Source organism: Paenibacillus sp. NPDC058177 (assembly GCF_042883835.1).
GTDB lineage: Bacteria > Bacillota > Bacilli > Paenibacillales > Paenibacillaceae > Paenibacillus_AQ > Paenibacillus_AQ agri.
In genome coordinates this window covers 55002-81512 of sequence record NZ_JBHVVB010000010.1, presented here as the reverse complement: position 1 = coordinate 81512, position 26511 = coordinate 55002, and the positions used below count along the sequence as shown (strand labels likewise).

Sequence of the window (26511 nt, the reverse complement as noted above, 5' to 3'; positions counted from 1 at the left end):
CTAAATGGCAAAATAGGACGGCTACTCAGCCGCCCTCTGTAGGCAGAAAACTATAATTATTTAGATAAAAGAAGGGATAGAACTGATTGTGGTAACTGGTTGCTTTGAGCCAGCATAGCTTGAGCGGCTTGAGTCAGTATGTTGTTCTTGGTGAAGTCGGCGGAGTTACAACTAATTGGATATGCTAGTAAGACTTATACCTCCTACACTCTACGTGTTGTCCAGTACGCGAAAACAACAACTAAGACTCCCCCTACTATAGAAAGAATAAATGGTACAACCGTTAACGTTATTCCCGCAATTGCCAAACCTCTACCACTAGTTGATTTTCTCGCTCTAATCCCTAAGGGCAACCCAATAATTGATAAAACACATGACAAGATAAGAGAAGCTACTCCTAGATCCCCCATTGAAAAGCCAATAAGCAAAAATAGAATTGAAAAAATCCCTGTAATTAATGAAACGACAGCTGAACCTAGTCTATCTTTTTCTTTCTTAACCACTTTTGACTTTTTTGAAATAGTCTGTGTTGTCAACAAGACCCCTCCATTTTTCCTATGTAATATTATGTATTAAACTTTTGCTTAACTCTATGAATATTTCAATCATTAAGCACCGAACTTAGTGAGCAGAAGTGTTATGCGCTATTCGCATATTGTCACCACCCATAATATTACATCGGCATTCCACATCCATTTTTTCAGCACTAAATACCTATATTTCTCGTTTTAGAAATCGAAAGTAATATTATTTAAATTTTTTCATAGTAGGATCATCCCAATATTACTATGCTTGAAGGTCAACGAAGAAATCTTAAGAGGAGATTTGATTCATAGGTTGGATTAACTGTTTATACGTTCACGAATAACAGATCACATCATTATAAAAGCCAGCCTGCTTCGCGTATGCGATCAGACTGGCTTTTATGGCTTGACTCTAAACTCAAATTTACGGTTAACCTAGATAATTAGAAATTCCACATTACAATGTCTCCACATGTCTATTTAAGCGGCTGCATATGCGGAATGAAACAGCTTGTATCCGTGGGTCACGGGCGATTTACTTCATAGGTTTAACTAATTCATTCCCATTAACATCTAATAATTCATAAGCTTCACCTAACATATCCTTATCCTTGCCATACAAGGGATTAGTCTTATGCCATACCCCACTTCTGTTTGTCATATAATTCAACTGATGTACCATGAATTCCGAATTACATAGTACTATAGCCTTTTTGCTGCGCGCGATCACACTCTGTTGAAGCAGAACCGCTTTCTCAATAACTTCAGGAAAAAAAACAACAGGCTCCCCGTCCGATGCTTTCATGTCTCTGTGATCAACGAAAACACTTAATTCTCCCTCCGCAAAGTTAGAGACAATACCTTTCCATATTTTCGATACATAATCCACATTTGCTCCGGTTAGTAATCCTTGTATCTGGATAGTGAGTAACTTTTGGTCACAGTCCAAATGATACTTGAATCGTTCGGAGATTGGGACTTCAACATCCTTTTTTAAAAGAACAGGATTGCTTGAAAACCGCTCACTTGAAAATAAGTAATTCATTGGGACGCTCAGCCCGTTTGCAATCTTCTCGATATTAACTAAGCTGATGTTACGCATACCACGTTCCACCCCACTGATATATGTCCTATCCAGTTCGGAGCGATGCGCCAGCAGTTCTTGCGAGATTCCGCTACGCAACCGCAGCTCCTTAACCCTGTTTCCAAACTCAGCAAGTATATCCATACAACAACCTCCAACAGCCTCTTCTATATGTAAAATAAAGATTTGATTATGTATGTATTCTTGAAATACTTTTGGGAGAATTTCAATCTATGTGACTTATAGTCCGTGGAAGGATTAATAATTCATACCCTATACTTTAGTTAAGTTGATTTTACAGACAATCAGGAGGAATACATAATGTTCACAATCAATTACGATGAAAAAAAGAACAGGCTCTATCTCAAAATCTATTCGGTTACCAAGGATAATGTTCAACAATATGTCGATGAACTTACCGACAACCTTAAAAAAACAAAACCTGGATTTACAGCCATTGGTGATTTATCCGATGCCAAAGTTCTCTCCCAAGATGTAGCCCAAGAACTATCCACCTCAAATGAACTTGTCGTAAAGTACGGACTTTCAACGGAAAAGAGTTGGGCCTCTGTCACAACTAGCTCAATTTATAGAATGCAAATGAAAAGAATGTTTGGAGGATTCATCAAGTTCTTCGATACTGTTGAAGACGCACACGCTTACCTTGATGAACCGGAAAATTAACATAAATATATTGAGCGAATAGACCGCCCGTAGTGGCGGTTTTTTTCATTGGCGCTTGCCAAATTCAGTTCGGATATCCACATCTCATAACTCTGAGACCTTAGTAAGCCCTATAAGCTAAATATCGGACAATTAGGTCAAAAGTTGTAGATTTTTGTCGTTTATTAGTAGATGCGACTTAATTTCAGTGGAAATTAGGAATTCTGGGATCCTATACTTTATCAATTTTGCCACTGATAAGAATAGAATAATCTCCATTGCCAGCCAGCTAAGAGGCCGACTTTAGCCATGCCTTCAGCAAATGGGTCAGACAAGCGTCAGGCTATCCTCCAGGCAAGTTTCGCAGCCGCAGCAGGATAATTTAAGATAGAAAAAAGCGCTGCATCAGTGCAGCGCCGCCGTACCATTTTCCAGTTTGATCACAGCATCGAGCCAATCTCCCTGCAGGCCCTCTAATGCACCTGAAAAGATAGCGACTGTGCCAGGTGTCATTTCGTACAACGCCTCTAGCAGCAGGAAACGAATCTCGATATCCATACCATAGAGAGGCTCATCCAGCAGCAGAAACCATGGATCAGCAAGCATAGCCTGCACAATCATAAGCCGTTGCTTGTTGCCGCCTGACAACCGCTGAACGAGCGTCTTCCACTCGGCAGAAAGCCCGAGTCGTTCACATAGCTCGCGAGATCGTTCCTCAATGGTCACCCGTGGCATCAGCTTCATCTCACCCACATAACGCAAGTATGCCTCGACGGTCATATTGTCATAGTACGCTGCCTGCTGGGGCTTGTAGCCTAGATAAGGCTTGAAAGCATTCCCTGATAATGCCATGCCATGAAGCTGATAGGTAATCCGACCGCGTGCAGGCTGATATAGGCCAGCTATTGCTTTGAGCAATGCTGTTTTTCCGCTGCCATTAGCGCCCTCCAGACCATACCAGCCTGGCGGCAGAGCCAGATTCACATCCCCTAGCAGCAAATGACCATTATCTGCATGAAGTTCGACCCCCGTCAGTTTCAGCTCAGCTCCTCGCACCGCTTTTCCCTCCTATTCATGTTGCTTGTAATAATGCCGATGGCGTAGCAACAGGCTTGTGCAAACACCAAGCGCTACTGCCAGGCTAACAGCAACAAGCTTGCTTGCAAGCCAGTGAGCAGACCCGTATTCGCTGAACAGTTGAAACACGCCAAGCCTCTCGCCAGCGGAAAACTGGATGACGCCCACTGCGAGCACAGCTGCGGTACCAGGCCATGTCCCGAAGCGAAGCATCGCAGCCAGCGCTGCAAACGTGCTCAGGCAGATCGGCAGTAATAGATCTGTAATTAGTACAGCAGTACCAGATCCGAATTCACTGCTGGTACCTGTCATGACCAGTATTCCATAAAACAACAACGCTAGAAGGAGGTCATACAGCAGTATAGTTCCTATTCTGGCTACCATAAGCTGTACCGGCGTAACAGGAAAGGTCGCCTCAAGCTCACTCATAGGAGTATGCATGGATCGGAGTGAATAGGCCACACTGGCTACAGAAAGCAACAGAATCGTAAACAGAAATACATCCGGTTTGGCCGGGCTACTAAACCATTCATTTGCAGCCAGCCACTCGATGGCTGCTCCTGTGCCAACCATAAGCGCTGATATAATCCAAAACAGCCAATGCATCGTCCTTGCCTGGGCTGCCATACGCTGCATAAGTCTTACAAGCAAAGACATGGGGACAACTGGCTGCCGCCCAGGTTTGTCATGCCTTGCCACTCGCTTGGATAAGGGTCCGGCAATCGTCCGCTCAGGCTGTGTAGCATATGAAGCGGCTAGCGCCAGCAGGGATTTGGTCTGCTGGCCGCTAGGGCCATCAACGGTATAGCGATCCAATTGATTGAATACGGCTCCAAACGGGTTATACTCCCATTCATCCGCTGCTGCTTCGCCCTTTTCCTCCAGTCGCCGCAGCTCTTGTAATTCTCTATACAGTTGACTGTCGCGACTGCTGTTATTGGCGTTCCCGCTTCCGGAAATGTAGCTCATCCTGATCCTCCCCTTTCTGCAATGTATCAGCTAGCCGCCTGAATGCCCGATACAGCTTGGACTTGACCGTTCCAAGCGGAATTTCCAGCAGCTCGGCTATTTCATCCAGCTTGAGATCCTCGTAAAAACGCAAAATAACAATTTGCCGCTCCTCCTCAGGTAAAGCGCCAAGGGCAGCAATGACGGCTTCCCGCTCATACTGCTTGTCTAAAAAAGACGCTACGGTATCTTTACCACCATCAGCCGCATCATACACTCCGGTATCCTTAGCCGCCACTTCATATCGATAAGCTCCGGACTTCCATACATCACGGCAAAGATTTGTTGCGATTCGATAAATCCATGGTCGAAACCGTTCAGGCAACCGGCCTGCTTGCAAAGCTGTGAACACTCTGACAAAGCACTCTTGTACCAAATCTTCTGCGAGCTGAGGCTTGCCCGTCAGACGGTATAAATATGCATAGATGGTCTGATGATACCGATAGACGAACAACTCCAGCACGGCTGTATTCCCTTGCTTGTATTGCGTTAGCAGTTGCTCATCCGTAGCACCAGCTCTGCTGTCCACTTGACTCCCTCCTTTCTCGCGCGGCACTATTGCCTGCGCACGAGCCAACCTCTGCCTCTCCCCAATAAAAGCAAACAGCAGAAGAGCAGTATTCCAGCTGACACAAATAATGCAATGGCATTGTGCGATTGATCTGCGAACCGGCTCACCGGCCAGACGGCTTGAAATAAATAATAACGATTGAGCGGCATACTGGACATAAAATACTCCAGCAGCCACACCGTTGCCCCCACTCCCAGCCCGACAGCCATATTGCGCCCGAGCAGACTGCCCAGTGCCGCCAGACCGCTGACAAACATATTCACACTGAGGCTATGTTTGATTATGTAAGCCAGTTGTGCCGTACTTAAAGCGATCACCCAGCGGTCAATGGCCCAGAGCAACGCTGCTTCATAGATGACAAGTAATAGCGCAGCGACCGTTATCCGCTCGGCGAACACGAGTAGCTCGGAATACGGATAGCTGAAATGGTGGGCAAAAGTACCCTCACTGAAATCATCGGCGAACACCCCCGCACTCAAGGCAATCGCAAGTAAGGGCAGAACAAAAATAAAAGCCACTTTGACTTGATAAAAACCGGGAGCTCGCAGCACCATTGGCAGTATGAGGCAACCAGCTGCTATTAAAGCTGCAATAACAGCTATTGCAATCAAGTAGCCTCCACATAGTATGCGCCATGCATATTTTGCACGAGACAACAGGATGAGGGCGACCTTCATTTTCCTCCCTCCATTTTCCTTTGCAAATAGCCTTGCAGAAGCTCTTCCATTTGCTCATCGCTATCCTCGCCTAGCTGCTCTTTGCCGATACTGTCATATACGAGCTTGATGACTTCGTATACACTTTCGATGCCGTACTGACTGTATATGTTGTTCATAAGGTCATTAACCTGATTCGGTCTGCCATCTAAAACTGAGCTACCAGGTTCGAGCAATGGACCAGGCAGTTCCTCTCCCGCCACTTTGCGCTCGATATAGGCTTGAAAAAAGTTGTTCAATATATATTGGCTGTTAAAATAGTACAATCTCGCATTGCTAATCTTTCTGCGTTTGGCACTGTAATCAAGCCAGTATTGGCCTGTTCTCAGTTGTATATTCCCGTTTTTTCCTTGTTCAATTTCCGCCCCAAAATAATCGAACAAGGAAAAAGGAGATGAATTAGATACAAAATGGGTATCACGAGCTTCCGGACCTGCCACTGCTGCATCTACCATACCCCTGGTTTTCAAACTAGACTCATTCAAACTATAATACGGGTAATCGGCAAGCGCCATCGTAACCGTCTGGGGAAAGCTCGTTGCAGCTTTTCCATCCAGCATTTCCAAGGTATGCGCTGCTTCGACGTATTGCTTGGCTGCGAGCTGAGCTGCTTCCTCGACAGAACGGGCAGGCAATTGACCGGATGTCAGCAGACGCAACGTCTTGCCGCCTGCTGTCGCTTGTGCAAGATGCAGATCGCCCCCAAATAATGTAAGTCCACTTGTTTCATCCACCTCCAAGCGCGTTACTGAAGCCCCCTTTTCTCCAGCCTTCTCACTAGTAACGAGAGAGGCGTTGGAGAACAGTTTCAAGCCACTTGGCCCTGTTATGGCAACCTCAAAGCCCGCCATAGGGCGCGGTAATTGTGTGTCCAGAATATCTGTAGCGTGGCGCCCCCATTCGTAGTGATCGGTAAGCAATTCCGATAGCCGGCTATTGCCGATAACAGGGTACCAGCCGTAGAAGGCTGGCAGGAACAGCTTGTTATCGTCGACAACAGCGATTTGCTCCCATCGATCCCTGCTAGGAGCAGCGGAATAATAATGCCGCCAATCATTTATGGTACCGCGATATGTCATCTCGATCTCCAGATGTTCGCCTGGCATAACGTCCGTATCAGGAGTGATCCATAGTACATCTGTAGCCTTTTCCCACTCAAAGGCAGCAGCACTACCGTTCACCTTCAGTTCCTGTACGTCAAATACATGTCGTAGCATGATGGGGAATCGCCCTAGCTTATCCGCTTGTCCATTTCTTGCTTGCATCGTCGCCTGTATTTCCAGCCCATGACGCGGAAGTAATTCCAGCTCCAGCTTATAGCTGTTAATGTGCAGATCCTGGAACTTCATTCCGACAAGCAGATCTTTAATATGCGATACCGAGAGCGGATTGCTGGTAATCCCGTCTGTATTAATGGTGATACGAGACATTTTCTCAATATCCGCCTCCGTATATTTGCCCGCTGCAAATCCAGCAACGAACAATTGCTCCAATTCACGCTGTTGCGTGATCTCATTGGCTGAAGTAAGACGTTCGCCATAGAAACGTTCATTGGCATCCGCAATGCCGACCCGTTCCTGCAAATGCCCATACATCTCACTACCTGCCCATAACAATGCTGCACCCAGAACCAGCATCGTGGGGTAGATCAGCCATGCCATGCCCCGTTCCCGCCTGCGCCTACATACTATAAGTAGCACAGCCAAGGCCATTCCTGCCGCTATAGCAGTAACCATGCTGCGATGCAGCCAAAATGCCGGATCATAGATGAATCCCCACATACGTGAATAGGAACTACCAATATATTTGACTAGTGAATAATCGAACCAAACCTGCATATGAGGCGGTAATGAAAAAGCAGGGCGATCGGTCTTAAAAAATTCCGGTAAAATGATTGCCAACCCCAACAACAGAACGAAGCTGATCAGATAACTGTATCGCTTGCGGATAAGGATGCCTACCAAGTAGGCAATTACAGTTGCCAATAACATCGGGATGACAAAAGAAGCCAATACAGCGCAGGTATACCATTCACACATTCCCCATGAGATACCATCATTTACGACCAGCCATACATAAGCCCCCAGCGGCACTAGCGCAGCTGTTAACGGAAGCGTTATTGCACAGAGCAATCGTGCAGCCTCCATTTCCCATGTCCGATACGGAAAAGTGGCCATCATGGACGCTGTCTTCCATTCTTCATCACGCCGTGCAATTGCCGTTGCCAGCAAAGGCAAAATAATGATGGCCGCACGGCAATACACCTCAGAAATGTCCATCACGTATACTGCACGATCCAATTGTGCATCGACGGTCTGAATCATCAAATACAAGATGCCGGCGATAGCTGCCAACATCAGATACAAGCCCGGGCCGCGCCGTAGCAGCTTGCACTCGGTTTTGTAATAGTGAATCAGGCTCATTGGCTGTTCCCCGCTCTCATGACCGCGATATATCCGTCCTCCAGCCCTGCCGTTGCTTGTTCTGCTCCAGGCAACGGCATAGAGCTGGCAAGAACTCGCACCTCGTACCCGGCTCCCGAACGCCTCGCCGTCACGATAGCTGCGGCTTTCTTGAGCTCAGCGAGCTTCTCATCACCCACCTGAACCGTCCATACTTGTCCATGCACACGCTGGAGCAATTGGTCTTGCGTACCGTGAAATACGATGCGCCCCCCGCTCATAATCGCCATACTCTGACAGTTATTATCAATATCGGCGACGACATGTGTAGACAACAACACAGTTCGATCTTTGCCCAATTCGGCCAGCATATCACGAAATCGCATGCGTTCTTCCGGATCTAGCCCTGCCGTCGGCTCGTCCACAATAATGAACTGCGGATCTCCAAGCAACGCCTGGGCAATACCGATACGCTGCCGCATCCCGCCAGAATATTTGCCTATACGCACATGGCGCTTCTCTTCTAGATTGACTTTGCGTAGCATATCAGCTACTGCTTCCTTCCGTACTTTGCTATTTGTAATACCCTTCATGGACGCGACATAATCGAGATATTCCGCCCCTGTCAGCTTGCGATAAACCCCAAACTCCTGTGGCAGATAACCAAGCAAGCCACGAATTTCACGTTCATCTCGCCCAAGCTTACAGTGCCCGATTTGCACATCTCCCGTTGTTTTCGGTATTACTGTCGCCAATATTTGCATCAACGTTGATTTCCCCGCCCCATTGGGCCCAAGCAAGCCGAACATTCCCGTGCCTAGTGTCAGGTTAATTCCATTCAGCACTTCTTTGCTACCATATTTTTTGCATAATTGCTGGATTACTACTTGCATGATTGGCTGCCCCCATTCGTACTTGGCCAACTCCCGCGCGCACGAGTAGATTGTCGAACAGTATAACGACGCTCCCTGCTAAAAAGTTTAAAAAAGGTAAACATTTTTCCAAAAAGCTAGCTTGAGATGAAATCCATATTCCTCAGGCCTAAGATTTCCCGCTGGCTTCCTTCAGATTCCGCCTCACGGTAGACACCCTTGCCCTTAGCTAAGGTTAGGCGCTCGCCAGCCCCCGTTAGGGATTTCCCCCCTAGGAATGACGCCCATTCTGAGTGCACTAATAAAAGCCCAAGCGTTGAACACGCCTGAGCTTCTATTGGAAGATATATGCGGTTTTCTGATACTACTCCTGTTCAATTGCGAATAGCATGAATTTATTGTGGGGGTGACACCATTCAGCACCAACAAAGCCGCCGACTCCACATGCAAGTATCGCTTCTGATATACGGTTCCCCGTATCCTACAGCAGATCATCAATAACGTTGGTCTGATGGTGTATCTGCTGCCTAGGCTACGATTGTAGGTCTTGAGTGTATGGTGCGTAGTTGTTCGGATAATCGGCAAACCTTACTCATTTTCACGAACTACTTCGGATCTTTCTTTACTGTACATTCATGGCTTACACTTGTTACCATCTTCTCAATTCTACCCAATTTCTAAAAGTTCTATTGAGTGGCTGTTTAATGATTTTTTTGTATTTCCTAAAGAAAAAGTATACTTTTTTACGTCTTTACTGATTGAACATTTGTTCGTATTGAGTTAAAATGAAAGACATAACACGTTATTACGTACGTAATAAAGGAGAATGCTGATGAACTTCAGTTATACCTTTCCAGCTTTAAGAGGAATTCAAGCGGGTAGAGAATTCTATACTGTCATGTGCCCTCTGCGCCTAATACCTAAAATTTTTCTGTTTGATGAAGATGAAATCCCTGTGGAACATCGGGCACAACGATTAATGAACAGGTCGCGGATTCCTGATATCACTAATTATATTTTAGAGAATCCTAAGGACTATATATTCTCTTCTCTAACAGCAAGTGTGGACGGGACTATGAGATTCAAAGAAGCTTCAGATGAGATGAAAGACATAGGCCAATTAACTATCTCTCTCGATTCTAAGTTTTTAATTAATGACGGACAGCACCGTAGAGCGGCAATCGAAGAAGCCCTGAGGATCTCTCCAGAACTTGGGGACGAAACAATTTCAGTGGTCTTTTTTCATGACTTGGGCCTTACTCGCTCTCAACAAATGTTTTCAGACTTGAATCGTCACGCCGTTAATACGACATCATCTATTGGAATACTTTATGATCATCGAGACCAGTTGTCGTTAATTACAAAAAGTCTAATATCGGGTATCCCATTATTAGAACGTTATACCGACCGAGAAAAAGTATCTCTTTCTAAGAATTCGCCAAAGCTTTTCGCACTAAACCATGTTTTTAATACAACTTCTCGTCTTATCAACAAACGTAAAGGCGAAATAATATCTGAGCAGGAGAAAGAATTCGTTACCGAATTTTGGGAGCACTTATGTGTATCCATTCCAGAATGGCAAGAGGTTATAAAAAAGAAGCTCTCGCCTAGAGAACTACGTATCCAATCGATTGTCGCTCATGGGATTTTCCTGGAGTCTCTTGGTATTGTAGGTTATTATCTATATCGGTATCACCCAGATGAGTGGCAGTCCTATATTAAGAAACTTAAAAACATTGACTGGAGCCGAGAAAACAAAGAAGACTGGCAAGGACGGGCTTATAGCAACACTGGTAGAATTAACAAGAATGGTGAAACTATTCAGCTGACCGCAAACTTGATTAAGTCCAAAATCGCCCTCCCACTCACCGAACAAGAACAGAAAATTGAGAGCAAATTTAAGGAGGCGTCTCTAAATGGATAATTTGGGACTCAATATATTTAATACCGGTACCAAATTTATTGAAGCAAAAAAGCTTGTTAAGGAAGTTTATTTAATGGACGAGCGTCCATGGGTCGTTGGTTTTAGTGGCGGAAAAGATTCTACAGCTGTAGTTCAGCTTGTCTTTCAGGCACTCCAAGAACTCCAGCCTTCGGAGCTACACAAAAAAGTTTATGTAATCTCTTCTGACACCCAAGTGGAAACACCACTTATTATAGATAAAATCACCCGTACATTAGGTAGAATTCAAGAAAAAGCATTAACGCTTGGTCTTCCTATTGAGACGCAAAAGGTACGACCAAAGGTTGAACAAACCTTCTGGGCTTCAATTATCGGTAAGGGTTACCCAACACCTCGTCAAAAATTCAGATGGTGTACAGATCGCTTAAAAATTGAGCCTGCAAATCGCTTTATTCTCGATAAAGTTGATCAGTTCGGCGAAGTTATTATGCTACTTGGCGTTCGTGACTCCGAAAGCTCTACACGAGCAGCAGTAATGCAGTCGCATACCATTGAAGGCAAAAAGCTAATGCGTCATTCAACTTTAAGAAATGCATTTGTGTTTGCTCCGATTCGGACGTTTAACGTTGATGATGTTTGGGAGTTTTTGCTTCAGTATGAATCTCCTTGGGGTGACGATAACAATGAATTGCTTGAACTTTATCAGAGCTCTAGTAGTGAGTGTCCATTAATTGTCGATAAAGAAGTTAAAGAAAGTGCCGGATCTTGCGGAAATAGCCGTTTCGGTTGCTGGACTTGCACTGTTGTTGCTGAAGATAAAGCTCTGAGTGGGTTTATTAACAATGGAGTGGATTGGTTACGCCCTCTCTACGAATTCAGAAACTTCTTAGTACAAATTAGAGAAGATCACTCAAAGAGACAAAAACAGCGGATGAATGGTGAAGTATATTTACTCCCATATCACGAGGTACCAGCACCAGATCAAGAGATAATTGATAAGGCTAAACTAAAGGAATACCTCGACATAAATAATATTAACTTAGCTACTGTAGAGGAACTAAATATTCTGATTAGAGAAGAAGATGACACTTATAAGCGCCTTGGGGTGGGCCCCTTTACCCTAAAAGCTCGTGAAGAAATACTCAGACAATTATTGCGAACACAAAGACAAATTCGTGAGCTTCATGATCCGACTATCGAATTAATTAGTCTTGAAGAACTTAAAGCTATTCGTAAATATTGGCATGAAGACTTGCAATGGGAAGATCGTTTACCGTTAATCGTTGAACAAGAGACAGGTGAAGTATACGACTGGAATCATGATGATCGCCCTGTATTCAAAGATGATCAACTCACCGACCTTGAAACGTTGTGTCAAGAAGAAGGCGTAAACTTAAGCGTGCTCAAACAATTGATTTCTATAGAGAAGGATTATTCCGGAGTAAAAGTTAGACGAGGATTATTCCAAGCATTTGATAAAACTTTGAAGCAAGACTTCTTGCATTTATAAAGGTGGACTAGCATTCTATGCAAATAACAAAACTAGTGCTCTGTAACATTGGAGCTTACTTCGGTAATCAGAATACATTTGATTTTAGAACAAATGAGTCTAAGAATGTAATTTTATTAGGCGGAAAAAATGGAGCTGGAAAAACAACCATTCTAGAATCACTTAGAATTGTATTATTTGGATCAATGGCTTATGGTTTTTTGAATGATAATGAACCGTACTTCCGTAAAATTTCATCTATCCTTAATAGAAAAGCTATAAAAGAAGAAAGCAATCCTGATTTTCGAATTATTATCCATTATGATTCTACAGAAGATCTTGAAATCCAAAGTTATACCCTGACGCGCAGCTGGAGAATTAAAAAACAGAAAATCAAAGAAGATTTCTATGTTGTTAAAAATGGGAAAGCATTGAATAATCAAGAAAAATCAGATTTTCAAAATCGACTGCGTGAGGAAATGCCCCCTCGTCTCTTTGAACTATGTCTTTTCGACGGCGAAGATATTTCTCGAATTGTATCGGAAGAGAAGATACCTGAATATCTTAGTGAATCTGGAAAAATACTTTTTAACTTAGACCTTTTTATGAACTTAGAAAAAGATCTCCAGACTTATCGAATACAATATGCGCAACAAAATGCAAATGCAGCAAAAGAGATTAAAGATCAAGAGGATTTACAAATACAGATTACTGAACTCAAGAAAATGCTTAGTGAAAAAGAAGCCATCATCTCCGACACAGAGAATGAAATAGATCTTCTTAATGACGCAATTAAACAACACAAAAAAGATTTTGATACGCATGGTGGCTTATTAAGAGAAAAACGACAAGAATTAATTAGTGAAGTGAATGCAATTGAAAATCAACGTAAATTTAACTCTGAAAAGATACGTTCTCTGACTACTAGTCTCCTCCCATTTTTTATTACGAAAGATTTACTAGGCAAGGTTGTAAAGCAACTTGATTTAGAAAAAGAAAATGAATCATTTGAATATGTGACCTCATCGTTAGAGAAAAATAAGCTAATCAAACTTATTGAGCAGTTACAGCAGCTAAATAAAACACAGCCCATAGATATTGACGTTGATCAGCTACATAAGGGCATTTTAACCATTATGCAGCCGGAGAATATCCAATTAATACATCGCGCTTCCTTCGCGCAACGTAGTGAAATTCAACAGCTATTTAATCAAATTCAAAAATTAGAGCCTAATCATTACATTCAACTTTTCAATCAGAACGCTGAGTTGCTTGTCCAGGCTCAGGCAATTCGAAAAACAATAGAGCAGAACGATCAATCAAGCGAGTTTAAAGTTCTCTTAGAACAAATAGAAAGTAAAACAAAACGTGTCGAACAGTTTAGATCACTTATCGAACAGGCCACTAAAGACCTTCAGGAAGCAAATGAATCTATTCGGGTGCATATGATCACTTACAATAAAATTTCGGATAAAATAAGGGAATTTCATAAGGCCGAGAATTCTTATCTCATGACTGAAAAACTCTTGCATGTCAGCAAACGTTTTAGAGAAAGGCAATGGCGTAAAAAATTAGATGACGTAGCTAACGAGTCTACCAAAATGATTAATATTCTTTTTCGAAAAAAAGCTTATATTGAACGAATTCATATTGATCATATAACCTTCGAGCTACATCTTTTTGATCGCCAAAAAAACGAAATTACAAAAGAACGCTTATCTGCTGGTGAAAAAGAATTGCTAATGCTTACTGTTATATGGGCAATGTTTAAAGTCTCTGGTTGGAAGTTACCATTTGTATTTGATACGTTAATGGGACGTCTAGACCAAGACCATAAAAAGGCTCTAATCGAACATTTCATTCCTAAATGTGGAGAGCAAGTATTGATGTTTACAACCGATTCTGAGGTCGCTGCTGAACAGTATGAATTGATAGAAGGCCATACTGCTAGATGCTACACTCTGGAATTTGATGATATTTTTGATAGTGTAAGGATTGTTAAAGGACGCTATTTTAATTTTATTAAGGAGCGTGAGCTAATTTGAATTTTACTTTGCGAACCTCCAAATATGCTAAAGATATCCTCACCCAACTTCATGCATCAACTGGTATCACACCAAACATTTTAATCCGTTATGCCGTTAGCCTCTCTCTTAGAAACAGTACGACTGAAGATAAAGTGGTGCCAGTTACTAAAGACTTTTCAGATGGTCTTGTGCTCAACCGAAATACTGTTACAGGAGAATATGACTATGTATTTAAGGTGCTCATCACACAAGCTGCTGAAAAGGAATTAACAGATGAGGATTACTTTCCCGGATACTTTAACGCACATTTGGAACGGGGAATCCGCTCTTTAGCCGCTGAATATAAGAGTACTGGCAATTTCGAGCGTTTTATTCGAGCTTTACTAAGCTAATAGGAAGTAGGAGGAATTTAAATGCTGTATTTAGATAATAGCGCCACTACCAAAATTCTTCCCGAAGTACTGGAGACGATGATGCCTTATCTCAAGGAGGAGTACGGTAATCCTTCCAGTAAGTTTTACTCTTTGGCCGAAAATGCAAAAAAGGCTGTTGCTAAAGCTCGTGAACAAGTATCGACGTTACTTGGTTGCGAACCAGATGAAGTTGTCTTTACCAGCGGAGCAACCGAGAGCAACAATATGATAATTAAAGGCGTTGCCGATTATTATAACGACAACAATATTACGAATAAACGCTTATTAACCTCGAAGGTGGAGCATCCTTCTATAATCGAGACCTTTAACTTCTTAGGTAAGCGTGGGTTTGAGGTTTCTTTGATTGATGTTGATCAGTTTGCAAGAGTTGATGCTCAAATAGTAAAAGAAGTGACTGAGCAAACTCAGCCTCTTCTTACATCTATTATGTGGGGTAATAATGAAATCGGCTCACTAAATCCAATTGCTGTACTTGCTAATCTCTTTGAGGAAAATGGTTTGTTCTTTCACACTGACGCAACACAAGTAATAGGGAAAGTTCCTATTGATCTTAAAAAGTTAAAAGGAATCCGCTTCTTGTCTATGTCCGGCCATAAAATTGGTGGCCCAAAAGGCATTGGGGCAGCAATCATCCGAAAGCAGACGAAAGAAATATATACTCGGATCACGCCTCTTCTGCATGGGGGCGGACAAGAAAATAATTATCGTAGTGGAACCTTAGCGGTTCACAATATTGTTGGTCTAGGGAAAGCGGCTGAATTAGCTGCAGCTAATTTAGAGCAAAATGTTAAACGTTTGAATACTTTGGAGAAATATTTGACCGATATTTTTAATACTAACTTAGGAAACAAAATTAAATTCAATAGCGATACTAAAGAAAAAATCCCTGGTTTAGTCAGCTTGCAATTTATCGGTGTAAATAATGAACTGTTGCTTAAGAAACTTGCCGACTACGCTGCCCTCTCCTCCGGATCAGCCTGTAGTTCAAGTAAACCAAGCCATGTATTAAGTGCTTCGGGTAAATCTTTGGAAGAAGTTCGGCAGACCATCCGTGTGACTTTAAGTCCAGATGTTACTGAGAGTGAGTTAGATTTCTTTAAGCAGATTACTTAATTGTATTAAGCTATCAAAAATACAAAGCCTGTACTTTATCTTGAACAAACACGTCCATTGATAAAGTACAGGCTTCAACATATTAATTAAGTTCCTGTATCATAATTACTTATTTAATTCATAGAAAGCCCGGTCTCGCATCCAAACAGGCTGACCTCCTCCTGCTTTCACAATGCTATAATGCTTTTGCAACGACTTGATTCTGTTCATGATATTCTCTTCCTCGGCCTTACTTTGTGTACTGAACACCTGCCGAATCTCTTTAGCAGACATTTCAGATACATTATGAACAATCCATGTAAGAATATAATTGGCATATTCGTTATCCGATGTTGAAAAATGACTTAGGAACTGTGTAGATAGAATGGTACCTACTCCATATTCTCTACCTTCCTTAAGAATTTTCTTAATTGAGGTGAAATCCTTGCTGAGAAAATTATCTGCTTCGTCAACTAGGATCATCTTTGTAATTTCACGATAATTACCGTTAATTCTACTATGACCTTGCATCTGCATTTGGTTATAAAATACATCGAGAGTAATCGATACTACTAGGTTCTGAATGCTTGCATTAAATCCAGATAAGTTAATAACAGTAATACCATCGATCATGTCGAAGAGTGAGATTGTCTTACTAGCATCTGGCTCAAATACCTCCATCTCATAAAGCTCTTGAAGCGCTGCATATAGACTATCAACTTTCACATCTTCTCGTCCTGTATAAAGTTCATAAATATCACTTAAAGTAGGGGCTGCCTTTTCCCAAGTTGTTGCGTCATTTTTGAGAATACCTTTTTGGTTGTAGGCATCCATTATTACCCCCTTAAGAGTATTCACTTGAACCTGCCCAAGGCTAAATGCCTTAGCGATCGTATCCGTCAACGTGCTACTCGTATGAACTGGCAGCAGTGGACGCAACGGTTTCGTTACATAGAGAGATAGTGGATTATACGGCAAGTGATACAGATCATAAACTTTAGCACCTGTAAAATCCGTAAAATCTGGCTTGATGTAATCGCCCTTGTAGTCAAATATTAAGATTCCAATTGGTGTTTCATTTACATTATCCTTTTTGTTACGATGTAGCTGAGTAATCAGGGACTTCGTGAATTGCGTTTTCCCTGTACCCATTGTTCCAATAATGCCAGTGTTAGTATGCATTACTTTATCAGTCGAGGTTGGATACCATTTCACCTCTTCTTGATTTTGTGCATTATGACCGAATAAAATCTCCAGTGGTTTGACAGCTTTAACTTCAATTTCTGAATTGCTATCTGCCTGTGCGCTATCATTAACAAAGGAATACTGCTGGTTATTATCTGTTGTATAGCCACCTAATTGTTCTGCGACATTTTTGGAGTAGTTGCTAGTTACTGCTGCTTCTTTCATATAAATTAAACTTTCAGTCATTTTTGATTTATACAACTTTGAAAGAAGTTGATCTGCTGGAATATCCCCATACTCACTTTGGATATGGGCCTTAATTTCTTCAATATTCTTAACGATAAAATCATATCCGCTCTTCTCTGGGTAATCAAAGACTAAAACATCCTCTTTTCTCTTAATTTCTGTAAATGTCCAGTCCTTTTTAAAAGAGATAACAGCTCCGTCTCCAATATATTCTTGTAGATTATTTGAGATTTTATAGTCGTCATTGAGTAGTCTTTCGCGCAAGCTGCTATCCGTAACATTTCCCCAGTATTGCTCTGGCCAGATTGAGTAAAGATTCATTTTCTCAGCACTTGCAATCGCTAATTGCATAAAGAAATTACGGTATAATTTCGCTCTAAAGACATCCTCTTCGGATTCTAGCAAGAAATCGATTAACAATCTTTTAGTTTCCTTAACTTGGATAATAGCCTTTTCATATACTGACGGAGGGTTATTCCCTATTTTCACTTCAATCGGGTAGAAATGAACCATTATCTCTTCACCCTGCGCCTCAATACCAATTAGTAACAAATCGTCACTATAAGAACCAAATTTACCAAGGTTTCTTGCTGAAAACAATCCTTCTGACTGCCGTAGTCCAGTACCACCAGAAATTCGTAGAATTTCTTCCATTGAGATTGGTATCCAAATAATATCCACATGCGCGAAAGCAGCTAACGCCAATTTTACAGCAGACAAAATACTGATCTTTTCTTTCGGAAACTGATTTTTTTGAGCTAGTAAACGTAATAACCAGTTTCCATTTATAGCATTAAAGAAATTAATTATCGGAGGTAAAACGTCGTCGACCGTTACAATTTGATGAGAGTCTAAAAATTCCTTAATTAGCCGCTGATATTGCTTTGAGCGTCTTGTTACAGTGATTGCATCAAAGCCACTAGAAGAGGTGTACTGATCGCTGTAATGAATAACAAGCAAATCTTTATGCTCATCATTATTTTTAAAGAAACTGAGATCTACCTTGGGTTCTATAAAAGTTACCCAGTGCGAAGAATCATATACTGCATCTAGCTTTTGTTTATATTCAGCAGAAATAGCTGTTACTATATTCATATCCTCTTGATAATTATCTAGGGTCCTTGCCACACGAAGTAAAGAATTAAGTTTAGGAACAAGGTTTAACAGTGATGAATCAGACGCTCGATAATATTTAGTTCCAAATCCCGTTTTATAATCCTCATTAATAAATACAGAGGGTATTCCAGATACTAAGCCAAATAAGGACACCCCTGTAATAATCTCGGATGCATTACTTGTGGCTACTTGTTCAATTTTGTTCATCTGGTAAAAGGTTATATGGCTATACTCATACTGGTTAGTAGCTACATCGCGTGAATAAAATTTAACTTGGTCCCTGAAGATATTAAGCAACTCTTCTGAGTGATAGCCTTCTAATTCCAATTTCAAGTTGAAATTTTTAGCGATCTCCTCTGCATCAGAGTAATGTGACATTTCTTCAAATACATTATTAATTCCTTTTTCAGCATAGATATGAAGTTCAATTGGGAGCAATTCACTCTTTTGAACCTCTCTTTTAAGCTGTCTTTTATAATACTCAAACAACCCTTGCAGAATATCTTGACAGTCTCCCATGTTAATTGTATTTATCTTCATTGGGGCTCGATAATTTAGATCGAATAAATAAGAAAAATGTTCTGTAAATTCCTCTATCTTCTCCTGGACTAGTTTATTTACAAAGAGTTTTGAAGACTCAAATCTAGGTAATCTTTGGTCAATGTAGGTTGTCCATTCGTAAGAGTCACTTGCTTCAATCACTTTGTATAAACCAGCATTAAATGAAACATAAGGAAGCAGATGTGTAGGCCTTAGGGTACGAAGCAGCTCATCATTAATAGTTTCCTTTCCAATCAAGTCATTTAGCTGTAATTGATAAGCAAGATTCAGTGGGTGCAGAGGCGTGTACAGCCATTCTGGATCCTTAAGTCCTTTACGGATCGTGCCTAGCAACACTAAATCACGATGCGTTTGGACTAACGACTGTCCGTTTTGCAACTGTTCTAATTCCTTAATATATGCTTCTACATATCGCCGAGCCAGTAAGGAATATTCTTCGTCCAAATAAGCTAAACTTGGAAGCAAACGATTATCCCGGAAAAAACGCAGAAGATCAATATATGCTTCTCTAACAGTCTCTGGCACGTTGATTTGCTCAGGATGTAGTTCACCGGCTTCTTCTATAAAATACAGATGATTATCCCCGATTAATTTAAGTTCACGCACAAGATTCTTTTTGAATTCACCTTGTGCATATGTTTCACGTGTACCTTGTATAATTTTCATCTTATCGTTGGTTTCTAATCGGTAAGTAAAATGCTCTTGTTTTTCCCGTTTCAATTTCCAAACATTAAACCCACCAATGGGAACCGGGCGTTCGACCACATCCTGGACAGAAAGTGGAATTTCAGTCATGGATAGTTTAATTAAAAAATGAATTAATTCTTCATCGCTTTGATTTTCAGGATTCTTAGAAACCACCAACTCTTTAAATTCTGTAATCTCAAACTGATTATTTTCAAAATCATCCATGAGCTCAACTTCTTCTACGTCTGGCTCACCCTTATTAAAGACCCACTTATTTTGTTCTGAATTAATCAGTATACTTGAATGCTTTGATTTAGATTTTACTAGGTTAATTGTATAAGAAGTTTGAACAGCCTGAAGGAATTGCTCTGTTGTCTCTACAATCGCAATTTTAAACTCATACGTTGGAGATATATCTGTTTTGTACTTAACTCCATAAAACGTTGTTTGGCCTGGAGCATGTGTCAGTTCAACCTTAATTTTTTTACCTGACTGCTCTGAGTGAATGTTATATCTAATCGTATTTTTAGTAATGAATTGTGTTTTAATAAAATCATTAAACTGAAACTCCAGCGTGATTTTCTTTTGCTGTTCCGGGTTGAAAACTATAATATTGCGTTTACGTTGCTGACTCTTCCCTTCGCCATCCGCTCTTTCCCAATAAATCAAACCCTCACTAGTCACTTTCTTATTAGATTCAATATACTCTAGTCCCTTACCATCTAGCTTCTTCTTATTAGAATACTCAACTTTACCAAAATCTGTATTTTGCCAATTTGTGATATCAGAGAGCAATTTTACACCTTGCTCATCAAAGTGTCTTTCCAAGCTAGCTTCAATGGGACCATACTGATGAGCCAACTCAACACTGCTGAAAAGACTCTGATTATCATACAACCGTGCTTGAATTTGTTTGTCCGTCATCGGCGTATTGAATAGTTCTGAATCTTGAAATAAACCAAAGTCTTTATAATCATTATTTTCAAGCTTTTTATTATTCAGAACTGTTAAAATCTTCTCATAATCAAATAAGGTTACCTGTTCATGAATCCCTTGTTGAGCTCTATTTGTCTCCATGCTGAACTTTAGAATTTGCCTTTCTTGCTGCGTAAGAGGTGAACCCGCCATCATTTCCTGAAGATTCTCTTCAATTGAATTAATGTGAAATGGCATTCCTTCTTTAGCGAATGATGTCATTCCCTGTACTAAGCTATCTAGGTTCGAATTATGAATTAATAGCATTGCTTTATCGCTGAAGAGTTCTTCATTGGTTCCCACTTTATTTCGTAGTGTTGTTAAAAAATCTGGAGTAACTTCTTCCGAATTAGAAGCTATTAAAACTTTGGCATTTGGGCCAACTAGACATTTCGATTGGTAAATCCCTTCCTCCGTCTGCATATAAAAGGGCTCACTTGAAGATAATGCTTTGACTTGATCCACAAGGTACTCTACCTGCTCATCGCGTTCGAATTGAATATGGTATTTATCTCCGGGTTGGATAACTGTCGCTTTAAAGAAATTTTCAATTTGATCAGCTAAGTAATTATAAAAATGCTTTGACATAGATAGCATCCCCACTGTCGCTTTTTTTCTCAAGTAAGTTTAGCTTTTCAAAATAATCAACGATCGCTGTTTGTGTATCGCGATCAAAGATCATCCCTCGAGCTTCAAACTCTTCAAATAATGTTCTCAAACGAATTTTATTCTCGTCCTTAATGACCATTTTAGTCAAAAACAAAAGATAATCTGTATCAAGTATGAGCATCTTACCCGAACGTCCCCTAGATTTCAGAAACGTTTTCTGGCAAAAGTGAACAAACCATAATCTATACTCGTTGTAAGGTTTTGAACGAGAGGTTTGGTTAAATTGATAGTCGATCAACCTGAATAGTTGATCTATTTTATTTAAAGCCGGCAAATCATAACGTTCCGGAAAGGTTCCCATCAGCATCCACTTACTGTCCCCAGAAAGCTTCTGCTTATATTCTTCAATTAACTGATCAATCTGTTGCTCAAGAGTCGATTGCTCTTCTGCCGGCATTTCACGAATGCAAGAAGCTATTTCTTGATAAGAAAGAGGGGCATTTAAACTCCCTTCCTCTTGTCTAACTGTTGCAAAGTTCAACATCTTTAAAAGGTTAATATGTGAGAAAATCCGTCCGATTGTTTTTTCGATATTTTTCCAACCATATTCATAACTAACACGCGTTTTAGATAATCGCTCTTCTTCTTCAAACGTGAAATAAATTGGACGAATTTTTTGTTCGATTGAGTTAAACAAATTTTCACTCAGAATTGCAAATTGAGTAACGTAAAAGAAGTAATAGTAAGAGATAATTTTCTCAATTTGTTGGGTAAACAGCTCACTTTTTGTAGTAAGCCATTTAAAATCCAGAAAGAATAAATTAGATATCTCTGGAATCATCACTGCATAGCTCTTTCTACCTTCGCTAGAGCCTATTAATTCAGGTAAAGATTTAAAGAGCAATGTACTCATCAAATCGGATTCATCTTGGCCAGTAGAATCTACAGACCAAGCCCTTTGTTGATTCCAAAGGACGTTATACAAAAAGAGCGCCAGTTTCTTATTCTCGTTATCAATAGTATTAATGTAGTACAGAGTCTGAGGATGAAATAAATAAAGTTGCTCGTTATTGTCTAAAAAGAGAGTCTTAATCATCTGTTTGAACTCAGCACGTTGATTGGGCTGTCCAAATGATATTGAGTCCAAAACATTACTTAATAGCCTCTCTGCATCGACAGCCTCAGGTAATTTCTTTTGCCCCACCAGTCGCATAAACTCTCCAACAACTTCTCTGAAATTGTACTGTGTTTCTTTAAACTTTGTGGTATAGGGCAAAAATTCCTGTTGAGTTCTAGGATTGTGTTTAATAGAAGTTTCAAATTTAAATTCTTTTCGTATTTCTTCTAAATTCAGATGGTAACTCATAATTTTCACGTCTCCATAAACGAGTATTGATCAAAAGTTTCATCATACTGCAGGCGATAACGAGTCGACTTGCCAAATTGCTTGCTCTCGAAGACAATTTCATTCTTTTGATTTCCGGAGTTGTTTAGTTTTTCAATAAACTCTACGAATTTAATGAATTGGAATTTGTCTTTTTTATTTGGACGGTATCCGTTCTTAATTCGAATCAGTAAGGCATATAAAGAAAAATCAATATCTATAGAGGGAACAGCTGTATCGCTCTCGTAGATGACATTTTTTGTTCTGAACTGAATTGTCATCATTGTCAAAAATTTAAATAGTTCTGAATCAGGAAGTATGCCCTTATTATCGATATGTGCTTCAATTTCAAGTTTCTGAAGTGCATGATATTGAGTCTGTGGCTGGCCCACTTGAACATAGACTAGATCACCGTTAGCCTCGCCATTCCATTTATAGATCGCGTCACGAACCTCATCTTTATATAGCTTGGCAAGTTTACCGCGCTCTCTCTTATTCCAATAGAACAAATACCTCATAAACTGCTCATATGTCTCATCCCTGAAAAAATCATGATTCTCCTTAGGTAGGAAATAATACAAATATACAAACAGTTTGATCAGTCTCTTTTTAGAACCTTGTTCTTTACTATCCGGATTTCGCCATGGAGAATTTTGAAAAAGCGATCTAGATAAATAAGGTAACCTACTTACATTGATATGATTAGCGAATAGACCTGCTCCCTCTTTGAGAGATTTAAATTCAATCAGATACTGGTCCATCTGTTCCGTTCTTATCCGTGTGGGATTAATCTGATCAATTGCACGATGAATGGCCGATGCATCCACCTTCTCAAAGATTTGGAAGGGAAGCAAACAAGCCACATAATCCTGAAATTCTTGTCCTCGTACATATTCAATAATATGATTATGACTCATGTTCTCCATGACAGAAGGAACAAGTAAGTTATACACAAAATCTAACAAGGCTCGTGTGGAAATGATCAGTTTTTCTTTTATCATAACTTGAATAAGCAGTGAAATTATCTTATCTTGAACATCCTCATACTGTAATAATTCGTAGTTTTGGAAGATTGGATTTTTAGCGACGATTTCCCGATCATCTTCATAATCTTTCAGGTAGGCTTGATAGAAAGGGTTATCCTCTGTCTGTTGCGTAACCTTTTGAAATATCCCTTTTATGTAGTCGGACTTTGGACCATTCTCTGTAAGTTGATACATATGATAATCACTAAAATTTACATATCGAAAAATATGGTCATCTGGGCTTTCTTCATCAGCAATGACAGATTCAAGGATCTTTTTTTGGTATACATAAGCCTTTAATCTTGAAAAAGCCTTACCTTCTTCGGAATCGACAAAGTTATTTAAAGCCCCTAAGTTGATGGCAAGAACGATATTTTGAAATCCACCAACTTCAAGCTCAGCATCAGAGAATGGTTGTAGAACATTAGCTAGAGTTTCAATGGATGTTCTTTTGGGCGAAAAGCTTTCAGTGGCATCATTATGTAGATAAAAAATTGATTTATCGTTTAAGAAATGATATTTACTTTTTAAGTAAGAAAGGATGTGGGACTTTCCATCACCAACGCCACCACAGACCAGAATTAAACGTGCTTCAGGCGATGTATAGGCCTCATTGATCTGTTGCTCAAGTTCCGCCTCTACTGGCCGTTGAATATGCATGTATTTCTTGAAATCACTAAAGCTCTCCAAGTTTTCAACGGCTTCTTTGGATGATTGTTTGCATTTTTTCAGAACATTGATGAAGTGTTGAGGCTGTGTCGTATTCATAGGATACCTCCATTACTTTAATGACAGAAGAAATATCTTAATAATCTTAATTGTATTGAACTGCAGGAGTATAAAGAAGGCCTTAAGATATAGGTCAATAGTAGTTATTCATTGCTTTAATTATACTTTGTTTGGAGATTAGTGGGAATCAATCTTAGAATAAAATTATTTCTTTCTTTCCGGGTGCGAAGTAATATACATATAAAAGTAAGCTAAACTTTCAAATGTCTTAACATAAAGAAATAGCCCCTTTAATTATAGAAAGGGCCATTTCAATAATTCCCACAATTTTCTATTTTGCTTATTTGTTTTAAACCCTCTCCAATAACACCTCTGCTATGTAGTTAATTCTATTAGAACCAATATCCGGTCTTCTATTGGGTTCTAATAATTCTTGCCTATTAAGATCATTACTTGAGAACAAAAGTGCATGAGTTTTAACTAACCACTGACAATACGGATGTTTTTCGTGTGTTGTAGATGATAAATAATTATCATACATTCCATTCAAAGCTAACTTGGTAGCACAGTTTGTTGCTTTAGCAGCACTGTTCTGATTAGCTGATAAAGGTGCAAAATTCCTCAATGTATTTATTTCGTCAATGCCAGATGAGTTCGGAGTACTCATACCCTCAGGAATGAGGTGATCTACATGAAAATCATATGCTGCTCGTCCAAAACTCAAGGGTCTAAACTCCTGGTGACCATATCCTTCTTCCTTTAGAGGCAGCAACATTGCGTTAAAAACCCGCTTGGACTTATTTTTGTCAACTCTATTTAGGACAGTTAGAAGCCATTGTTTATCCAATTTTTGTTCAATATCCTGCCCAACAAACTGAACAGATAATAGATTTGCAATATCTGATAAAGAACTTGTGTTTTGGCCTCCCATAATATCTTCAGCAACTACTCTTGTACGAGCTAATTTCCCTTCTAATAACCCACGGTAACATGCAATTAGAAAACGCTGTAATTCTGCAGATTCTTGGTTATTACCGGTTAAGAACTCAGGTAATGCCTGACCATGGTGAACATGACGAACATAATAATAAGCTAGGATTATTGCTACTGGAATACTTCCACACTCTGAGATCTCATTAATATACGGGTTAGAATGTAGATTTTTATATGCAGCAACAAAGTTAAGAAACTTATCAACTTCTTTTTTATCTAAATTACCTCGCCAGGAAGGAAAGACACGATGACTATTGTTTTCGGCGATAATTTTTAATATCACATTTACAAATGGTAGTAGCTCAGTATCAGGTTTATTTTTTGTAGTAAATACACCTGTAAATTCATTTTCAACATCTTCTATTTCTACAGCGCTCCAATTTGATGATGTTCCCTTTTCAACAATATAAGCCCGTACCAAGTCAATAGGACCTAGGTCAACTCTAACGGTGTTTATCCCGAGAAAGGTGCTCATTAATTCAAGCGGGCCAGAAAAATTAAAGTAAATATCCACAGCAATTTGTCTATTCAGAAATGTATTTACTATACCTCTAGAAAACTCTAAAGAGTTAGAACTTCTTAGCAGTTCCTTTATATGGGTTTCTAATGATTGCCTAAGACGCTTGTATTGATCTGCAATTGCTTTCCTCGGATGATTCTGAAAAACTTCATCATTGTGTAAGTAAATAGGAGCTAATGAAACAATTCTAGCGGCTAACCCCGCAAAGTTTATCGCATCATTCGGAAATATTGGGTTAAGTGGTGTAAGTACTAAATCATGAAGTATCGCCAATAACATGGTACCAACAGAGAATCTTTGAAGACCATCAACGAGTACTGAATAATTACTGTACTCTTGAGGCAAAAAAGGGAAGTTATTTGCATTACGTGAAAATTGAGCAAGAATAACATTTCCTAATAAATTTGATTTTGAATAAAGGAATTCCTCAACATTTTCCACCTCCCAAGAAATTCCTCTTTGATACCTTGGAATTTCAACCCATTGAAATTGTCCAGTAACAAGATTAATAGTCGTCTGACTAGGCGTTGTATTATATGGAATTAATGCATTACTTGTAATGTATTCGAAAAATGGTGGTGTAGGACCACTTCGATGAATTGACATTTTGACCTCCGCC

Annotated in this window: 18 protein-coding genes and 1 pseudogene; 6 read left to right on the top strand and 13 right to left on the bottom strand. The window is 40.1% G+C overall.

Annotated elements, in window-relative coordinates; translation table 11 throughout:
- Positions 1 to 56: 56 nt before the first annotated feature.
- From ACFVU8_RS27435 to ACFVU8_RS27425, 3 genes and pseudogenes are all read right to left on the bottom strand, one after another.
- Positions 57 to 158: pseudogene (locus ACFVU8_RS27435) on the bottom strand (flagellin); the annotation flags it as partial.
- A gap of 45 nt (positions 159 to 203) precedes the next feature.
- On the bottom strand, positions 204 to 536 hold the full coding sequence (locus ACFVU8_RS27430; protein ID WP_387431596.1) for a hypothetical protein: 333 nt from the start codon (positions 534 to 536) through the stop codon (positions 204 to 206).
- A 523-nt stretch (positions 537 to 1059) separates the two neighbouring features.
- The gene (locus ACFVU8_RS27425; RefSeq protein ID WP_387431593.1) at positions 1060 to 1752 is read right to left on the bottom strand and encodes a helix-turn-helix domain-containing protein; all 693 of its coding nucleotides are present in this window, start codon (positions 1750 to 1752) and stop codon (positions 1060 to 1062) included.
- Between the two features lie 177 nt (positions 1753 to 1929).
- Between ACFVU8_RS27425 and ACFVU8_RS27420 the strand changes: the two genes are divergently transcribed.
- Entirely contained in the window at positions 1930 to 2292 is a 363-nt protein-coding gene (locus ACFVU8_RS27420; protein WP_387431590.1) for a hypothetical protein, read from the top strand.
- A gap of 384 nt (positions 2293 to 2676) precedes the next feature.
- Here the strand turns inward: ACFVU8_RS27420 and ACFVU8_RS27415 are convergent, their stop codons facing one another.
- Genes ACFVU8_RS27415 through ACFVU8_RS27390 form a run of 6 tightly spaced genes read right to left on the bottom strand, consistent with a single transcriptional unit; the run spans position 2677 to position 8938 of the window.
- Positions 2677 to 3327: an ATP-binding cassette domain-containing protein gene (locus ACFVU8_RS27415; protein WP_387431587.1), complete on the bottom strand. Its 651-nt coding sequence runs from the start codon at positions 3325 to 3327 to the stop codon at positions 2677 to 2679.
- Between the two features lie 12 nt (positions 3328 to 3339).
- The gene (locus ACFVU8_RS27410; protein WP_387431584.1) at positions 3340 to 4317 is read right to left on the bottom strand and encodes a hypothetical protein; all 978 of its coding nucleotides are present in this window, start codon (positions 4315 to 4317) and stop codon (positions 3340 to 3342) included.
- Positions 4283 to 4885 (bottom strand): RNA polymerase sigma factor, encoded by a 603-nt coding sequence (locus ACFVU8_RS27405; RefSeq protein WP_387431581.1) that lies wholly within the window; start codon positions 4883 to 4885, stop codon positions 4283 to 4285. Before ACFVU8_RS27405 ends, ACFVU8_RS27410 begins: the two co-directional genes overlap by 35 nt.
- A 26-nt stretch (positions 4886 to 4911) precedes the next feature.
- Positions 4912 to 5604, bottom strand: a complete 693-nt coding sequence (locus ACFVU8_RS27400) for a hypothetical protein (RefSeq protein WP_387431579.1) — start codon at positions 5602 to 5604, stop codon at positions 4912 to 4914.
- Positions 5601 to 8066 carry a M1 aminopeptidase family protein gene (locus ACFVU8_RS27395; protein ID WP_387431576.1) on the bottom strand — a complete coding sequence of 822 codons (2466 nt, stop codon included), beginning with the start codon at positions 8064 to 8066 and terminating at the stop codon, positions 5601 to 5603. The genes ACFVU8_RS27400 and ACFVU8_RS27395 overlap by 4 nt, the downstream gene beginning before the upstream one ends.
- Positions 8063 to 8938 carry an ABC transporter ATP-binding protein gene (locus ACFVU8_RS27390; protein WP_387431573.1) on the bottom strand — a complete coding sequence of 292 codons (876 nt, stop codon included), beginning with the start codon at positions 8936 to 8938 and terminating at the stop codon, positions 8063 to 8065. The genes ACFVU8_RS27395 and ACFVU8_RS27390 overlap by 4 nt, the downstream gene beginning before the upstream one ends.
- An 811-nt stretch (positions 8939 to 9749) precedes the next feature.
- Here ACFVU8_RS27390 and dndB point away from each other — a divergent pair.
- Genes dndB through ACFVU8_RS27365 form a run of 5 tightly spaced genes read left to right on the top strand, consistent with a single transcriptional unit; the run spans position 9750 to position 15883 of the window.
- Positions 9750 to 10841 carry a DNA sulfur modification protein DndB gene (gene dndB, locus ACFVU8_RS27385; RefSeq protein ID WP_387431570.1) on the top strand — a complete coding sequence of 364 codons (1092 nt, stop codon included), beginning with the start codon at positions 9750 to 9752 and terminating at the stop codon, positions 10839 to 10841.
- Positions 10834 to 12330 carry a DNA phosphorothioation system sulfurtransferase DndC gene (gene dndC, locus ACFVU8_RS27380; protein WP_387431567.1) on the top strand — a complete coding sequence of 499 codons (1497 nt, stop codon included), beginning with the start codon at positions 10834 to 10836 and terminating at the stop codon, positions 12328 to 12330. Before dndB ends, dndC begins: the two co-directional genes overlap by 8 nt.
- Before the next feature lie 17 nt (positions 12331 to 12347).
- On the top strand, positions 12348 to 14354 hold the full coding sequence (gene dndD, locus ACFVU8_RS27375; RefSeq protein WP_387431564.1) for a DNA sulfur modification protein DndD: 2007 nt from the start codon (positions 12348 to 12350) through the stop codon (positions 14352 to 14354).
- Positions 14351 to 14728, top strand: a complete 378-nt coding sequence (gene dndE, locus ACFVU8_RS27370) for a DNA sulfur modification protein DndE (RefSeq protein WP_387431561.1) — start codon at positions 14351 to 14353, stop codon at positions 14726 to 14728. Before dndD ends, dndE begins: the two co-directional genes overlap by 4 nt.
- Positions 14729 to 14749: 21 nt before the next feature.
- Positions 14750 to 15883, top strand: coding sequence for a cysteine desulfurase family protein (locus tag ACFVU8_RS27365; protein WP_387431559.1), 1134 nt, complete (start codon positions 14750 to 14752; stop codon positions 15881 to 15883).
- Positions 15884 to 15988: 105 nt separating this feature from the next.
- Here the strand turns inward: ACFVU8_RS27365 and dptH are convergent, their stop codons facing one another.
- The 4 genes from dptH to ACFVU8_RS27345 form a co-directional block, all read right to left on the bottom strand.
- Positions 15989 to 21220 carry a DNA phosphorothioation-dependent restriction protein DptH gene (gene dptH / locus ACFVU8_RS27360; RefSeq protein WP_387431556.1) on the bottom strand — a complete coding sequence of 1744 codons (5232 nt, stop codon included), beginning with the start codon at positions 21218 to 21220 and terminating at the stop codon, positions 15989 to 15991.
- Positions 21201 to 22607, bottom strand: a complete 1407-nt coding sequence (dptG, locus tag ACFVU8_RS27355; RefSeq protein WP_387431554.1) for a DNA phosphorothioation-dependent restriction protein DptG — start codon at positions 22605 to 22607, stop codon at positions 21201 to 21203. The genes dptH and dptG overlap by 20 nt, the downstream gene beginning before the upstream one ends.
- A 5-nt stretch (positions 22608 to 22612) precedes the next feature.
- Positions 22613 to 24418, bottom strand: a complete 1806-nt coding sequence (dptF, locus tag ACFVU8_RS27350; RefSeq protein ID WP_387431551.1) for a DNA phosphorothioation-dependent restriction protein DptF — start codon at positions 24416 to 24418, stop codon at positions 22613 to 22615.
- Between the two features lie 310 nt (positions 24419 to 24728).
- On the bottom strand, positions 24729 to 26498 hold the full coding sequence (locus ACFVU8_RS27345) for a GmrSD restriction endonuclease domain-containing protein (RefSeq protein WP_387431549.1): 1770 nt from the start codon (positions 26496 to 26498) through the stop codon (positions 24729 to 24731).
- Positions 26499 to 26511: the final 13 nt, after the last annotated feature.

What these genes read in the sequence shown, in the direction of transcription:
- ACFVU8_RS27425 (WP_387431593.1), bottom strand. Translation starts at nt 1,752, where the DNA reads ATGGATATACTTGCTGAGTTTGGAAACAGGGTTAAGGAGCTGCGGTTG.
- ACFVU8_RS27420 (WP_387431590.1), top strand. Translation starts at nt 1,930, where the DNA reads ATGTTCACAATCAATTACGATGAAAAAAAGAACAGGCTCTATCTCAAA.
- ACFVU8_RS27410 (WP_387431584.1), bottom strand. Translation starts at nt 4,317, where the DNA reads ATGAGCTACATTTCCGGAAGCGGGAACGCCAATAACAGCAGTCGCGAC.
- ACFVU8_RS27400 (WP_387431579.1), bottom strand. Translation starts at nt 5,604, where the DNA reads ATGAAGGTCGCCCTCATCCTGTTGTCTCGTGCAAAATATGCATGGCGC.
- ACFVU8_RS27395 (WP_387431576.1), bottom strand. Translation starts at nt 8,066, where the DNA reads ATGAGCCTGATTCACTATTACAAAACCGAGTGCAAGCTGCTACGGCGC.
- ACFVU8_RS27390 (WP_387431573.1), bottom strand. Translation starts at nt 8,938, where the DNA reads ATGCAAGTAGTAATCCAGCAATTATGCAAAAAATATGGTAGCAAAGAA.
- dndB (WP_387431570.1), top strand. Translation starts at nt 9,750, where the DNA reads ATGAACTTCAGTTATACCTTTCCAGCTTTAAGAGGAATTCAAGCGGGT.
- dndC (WP_387431567.1), top strand. Translation starts at nt 10,834, where the DNA reads ATGGATAATTTGGGACTCAATATATTTAATACCGGTACCAAATTTATT.
- dndD (WP_387431564.1), top strand. Translation starts at nt 12,348, where the DNA reads ATGCAAATAACAAAACTAGTGCTCTGTAACATTGGAGCTTACTTCGGT.
- ACFVU8_RS27365 (WP_387431559.1), top strand. Translation starts at nt 14,750, where the DNA reads ATGCTGTATTTAGATAATAGCGCCACTACCAAAATTCTTCCCGAAGTA.
- dptH (WP_387431556.1), bottom strand. Translation starts at nt 21,220, where the DNA reads ATGTCAAAGCATTTTTATAATTACTTAGCTGATCAAATTGAAAATTTC.
- dptG (WP_387431554.1), bottom strand. Translation starts at nt 22,607, where the DNA reads ATGAGTTACCATCTGAATTTAGAAGAAATACGAAAAGAATTTAAATTT.
- dptF (WP_387431551.1), bottom strand. Translation starts at nt 24,418, where the DNA reads ATGAATACGACACAGCCTCAACACTTCATCAATGTTCTGAAAAAATGC.
- ACFVU8_RS27345 (WP_387431549.1), bottom strand. Translation starts at nt 26,498, where the DNA reads ATGTCAATTCATCGAAGTGGTCCTACACCACCATTTTTCGAATACATT.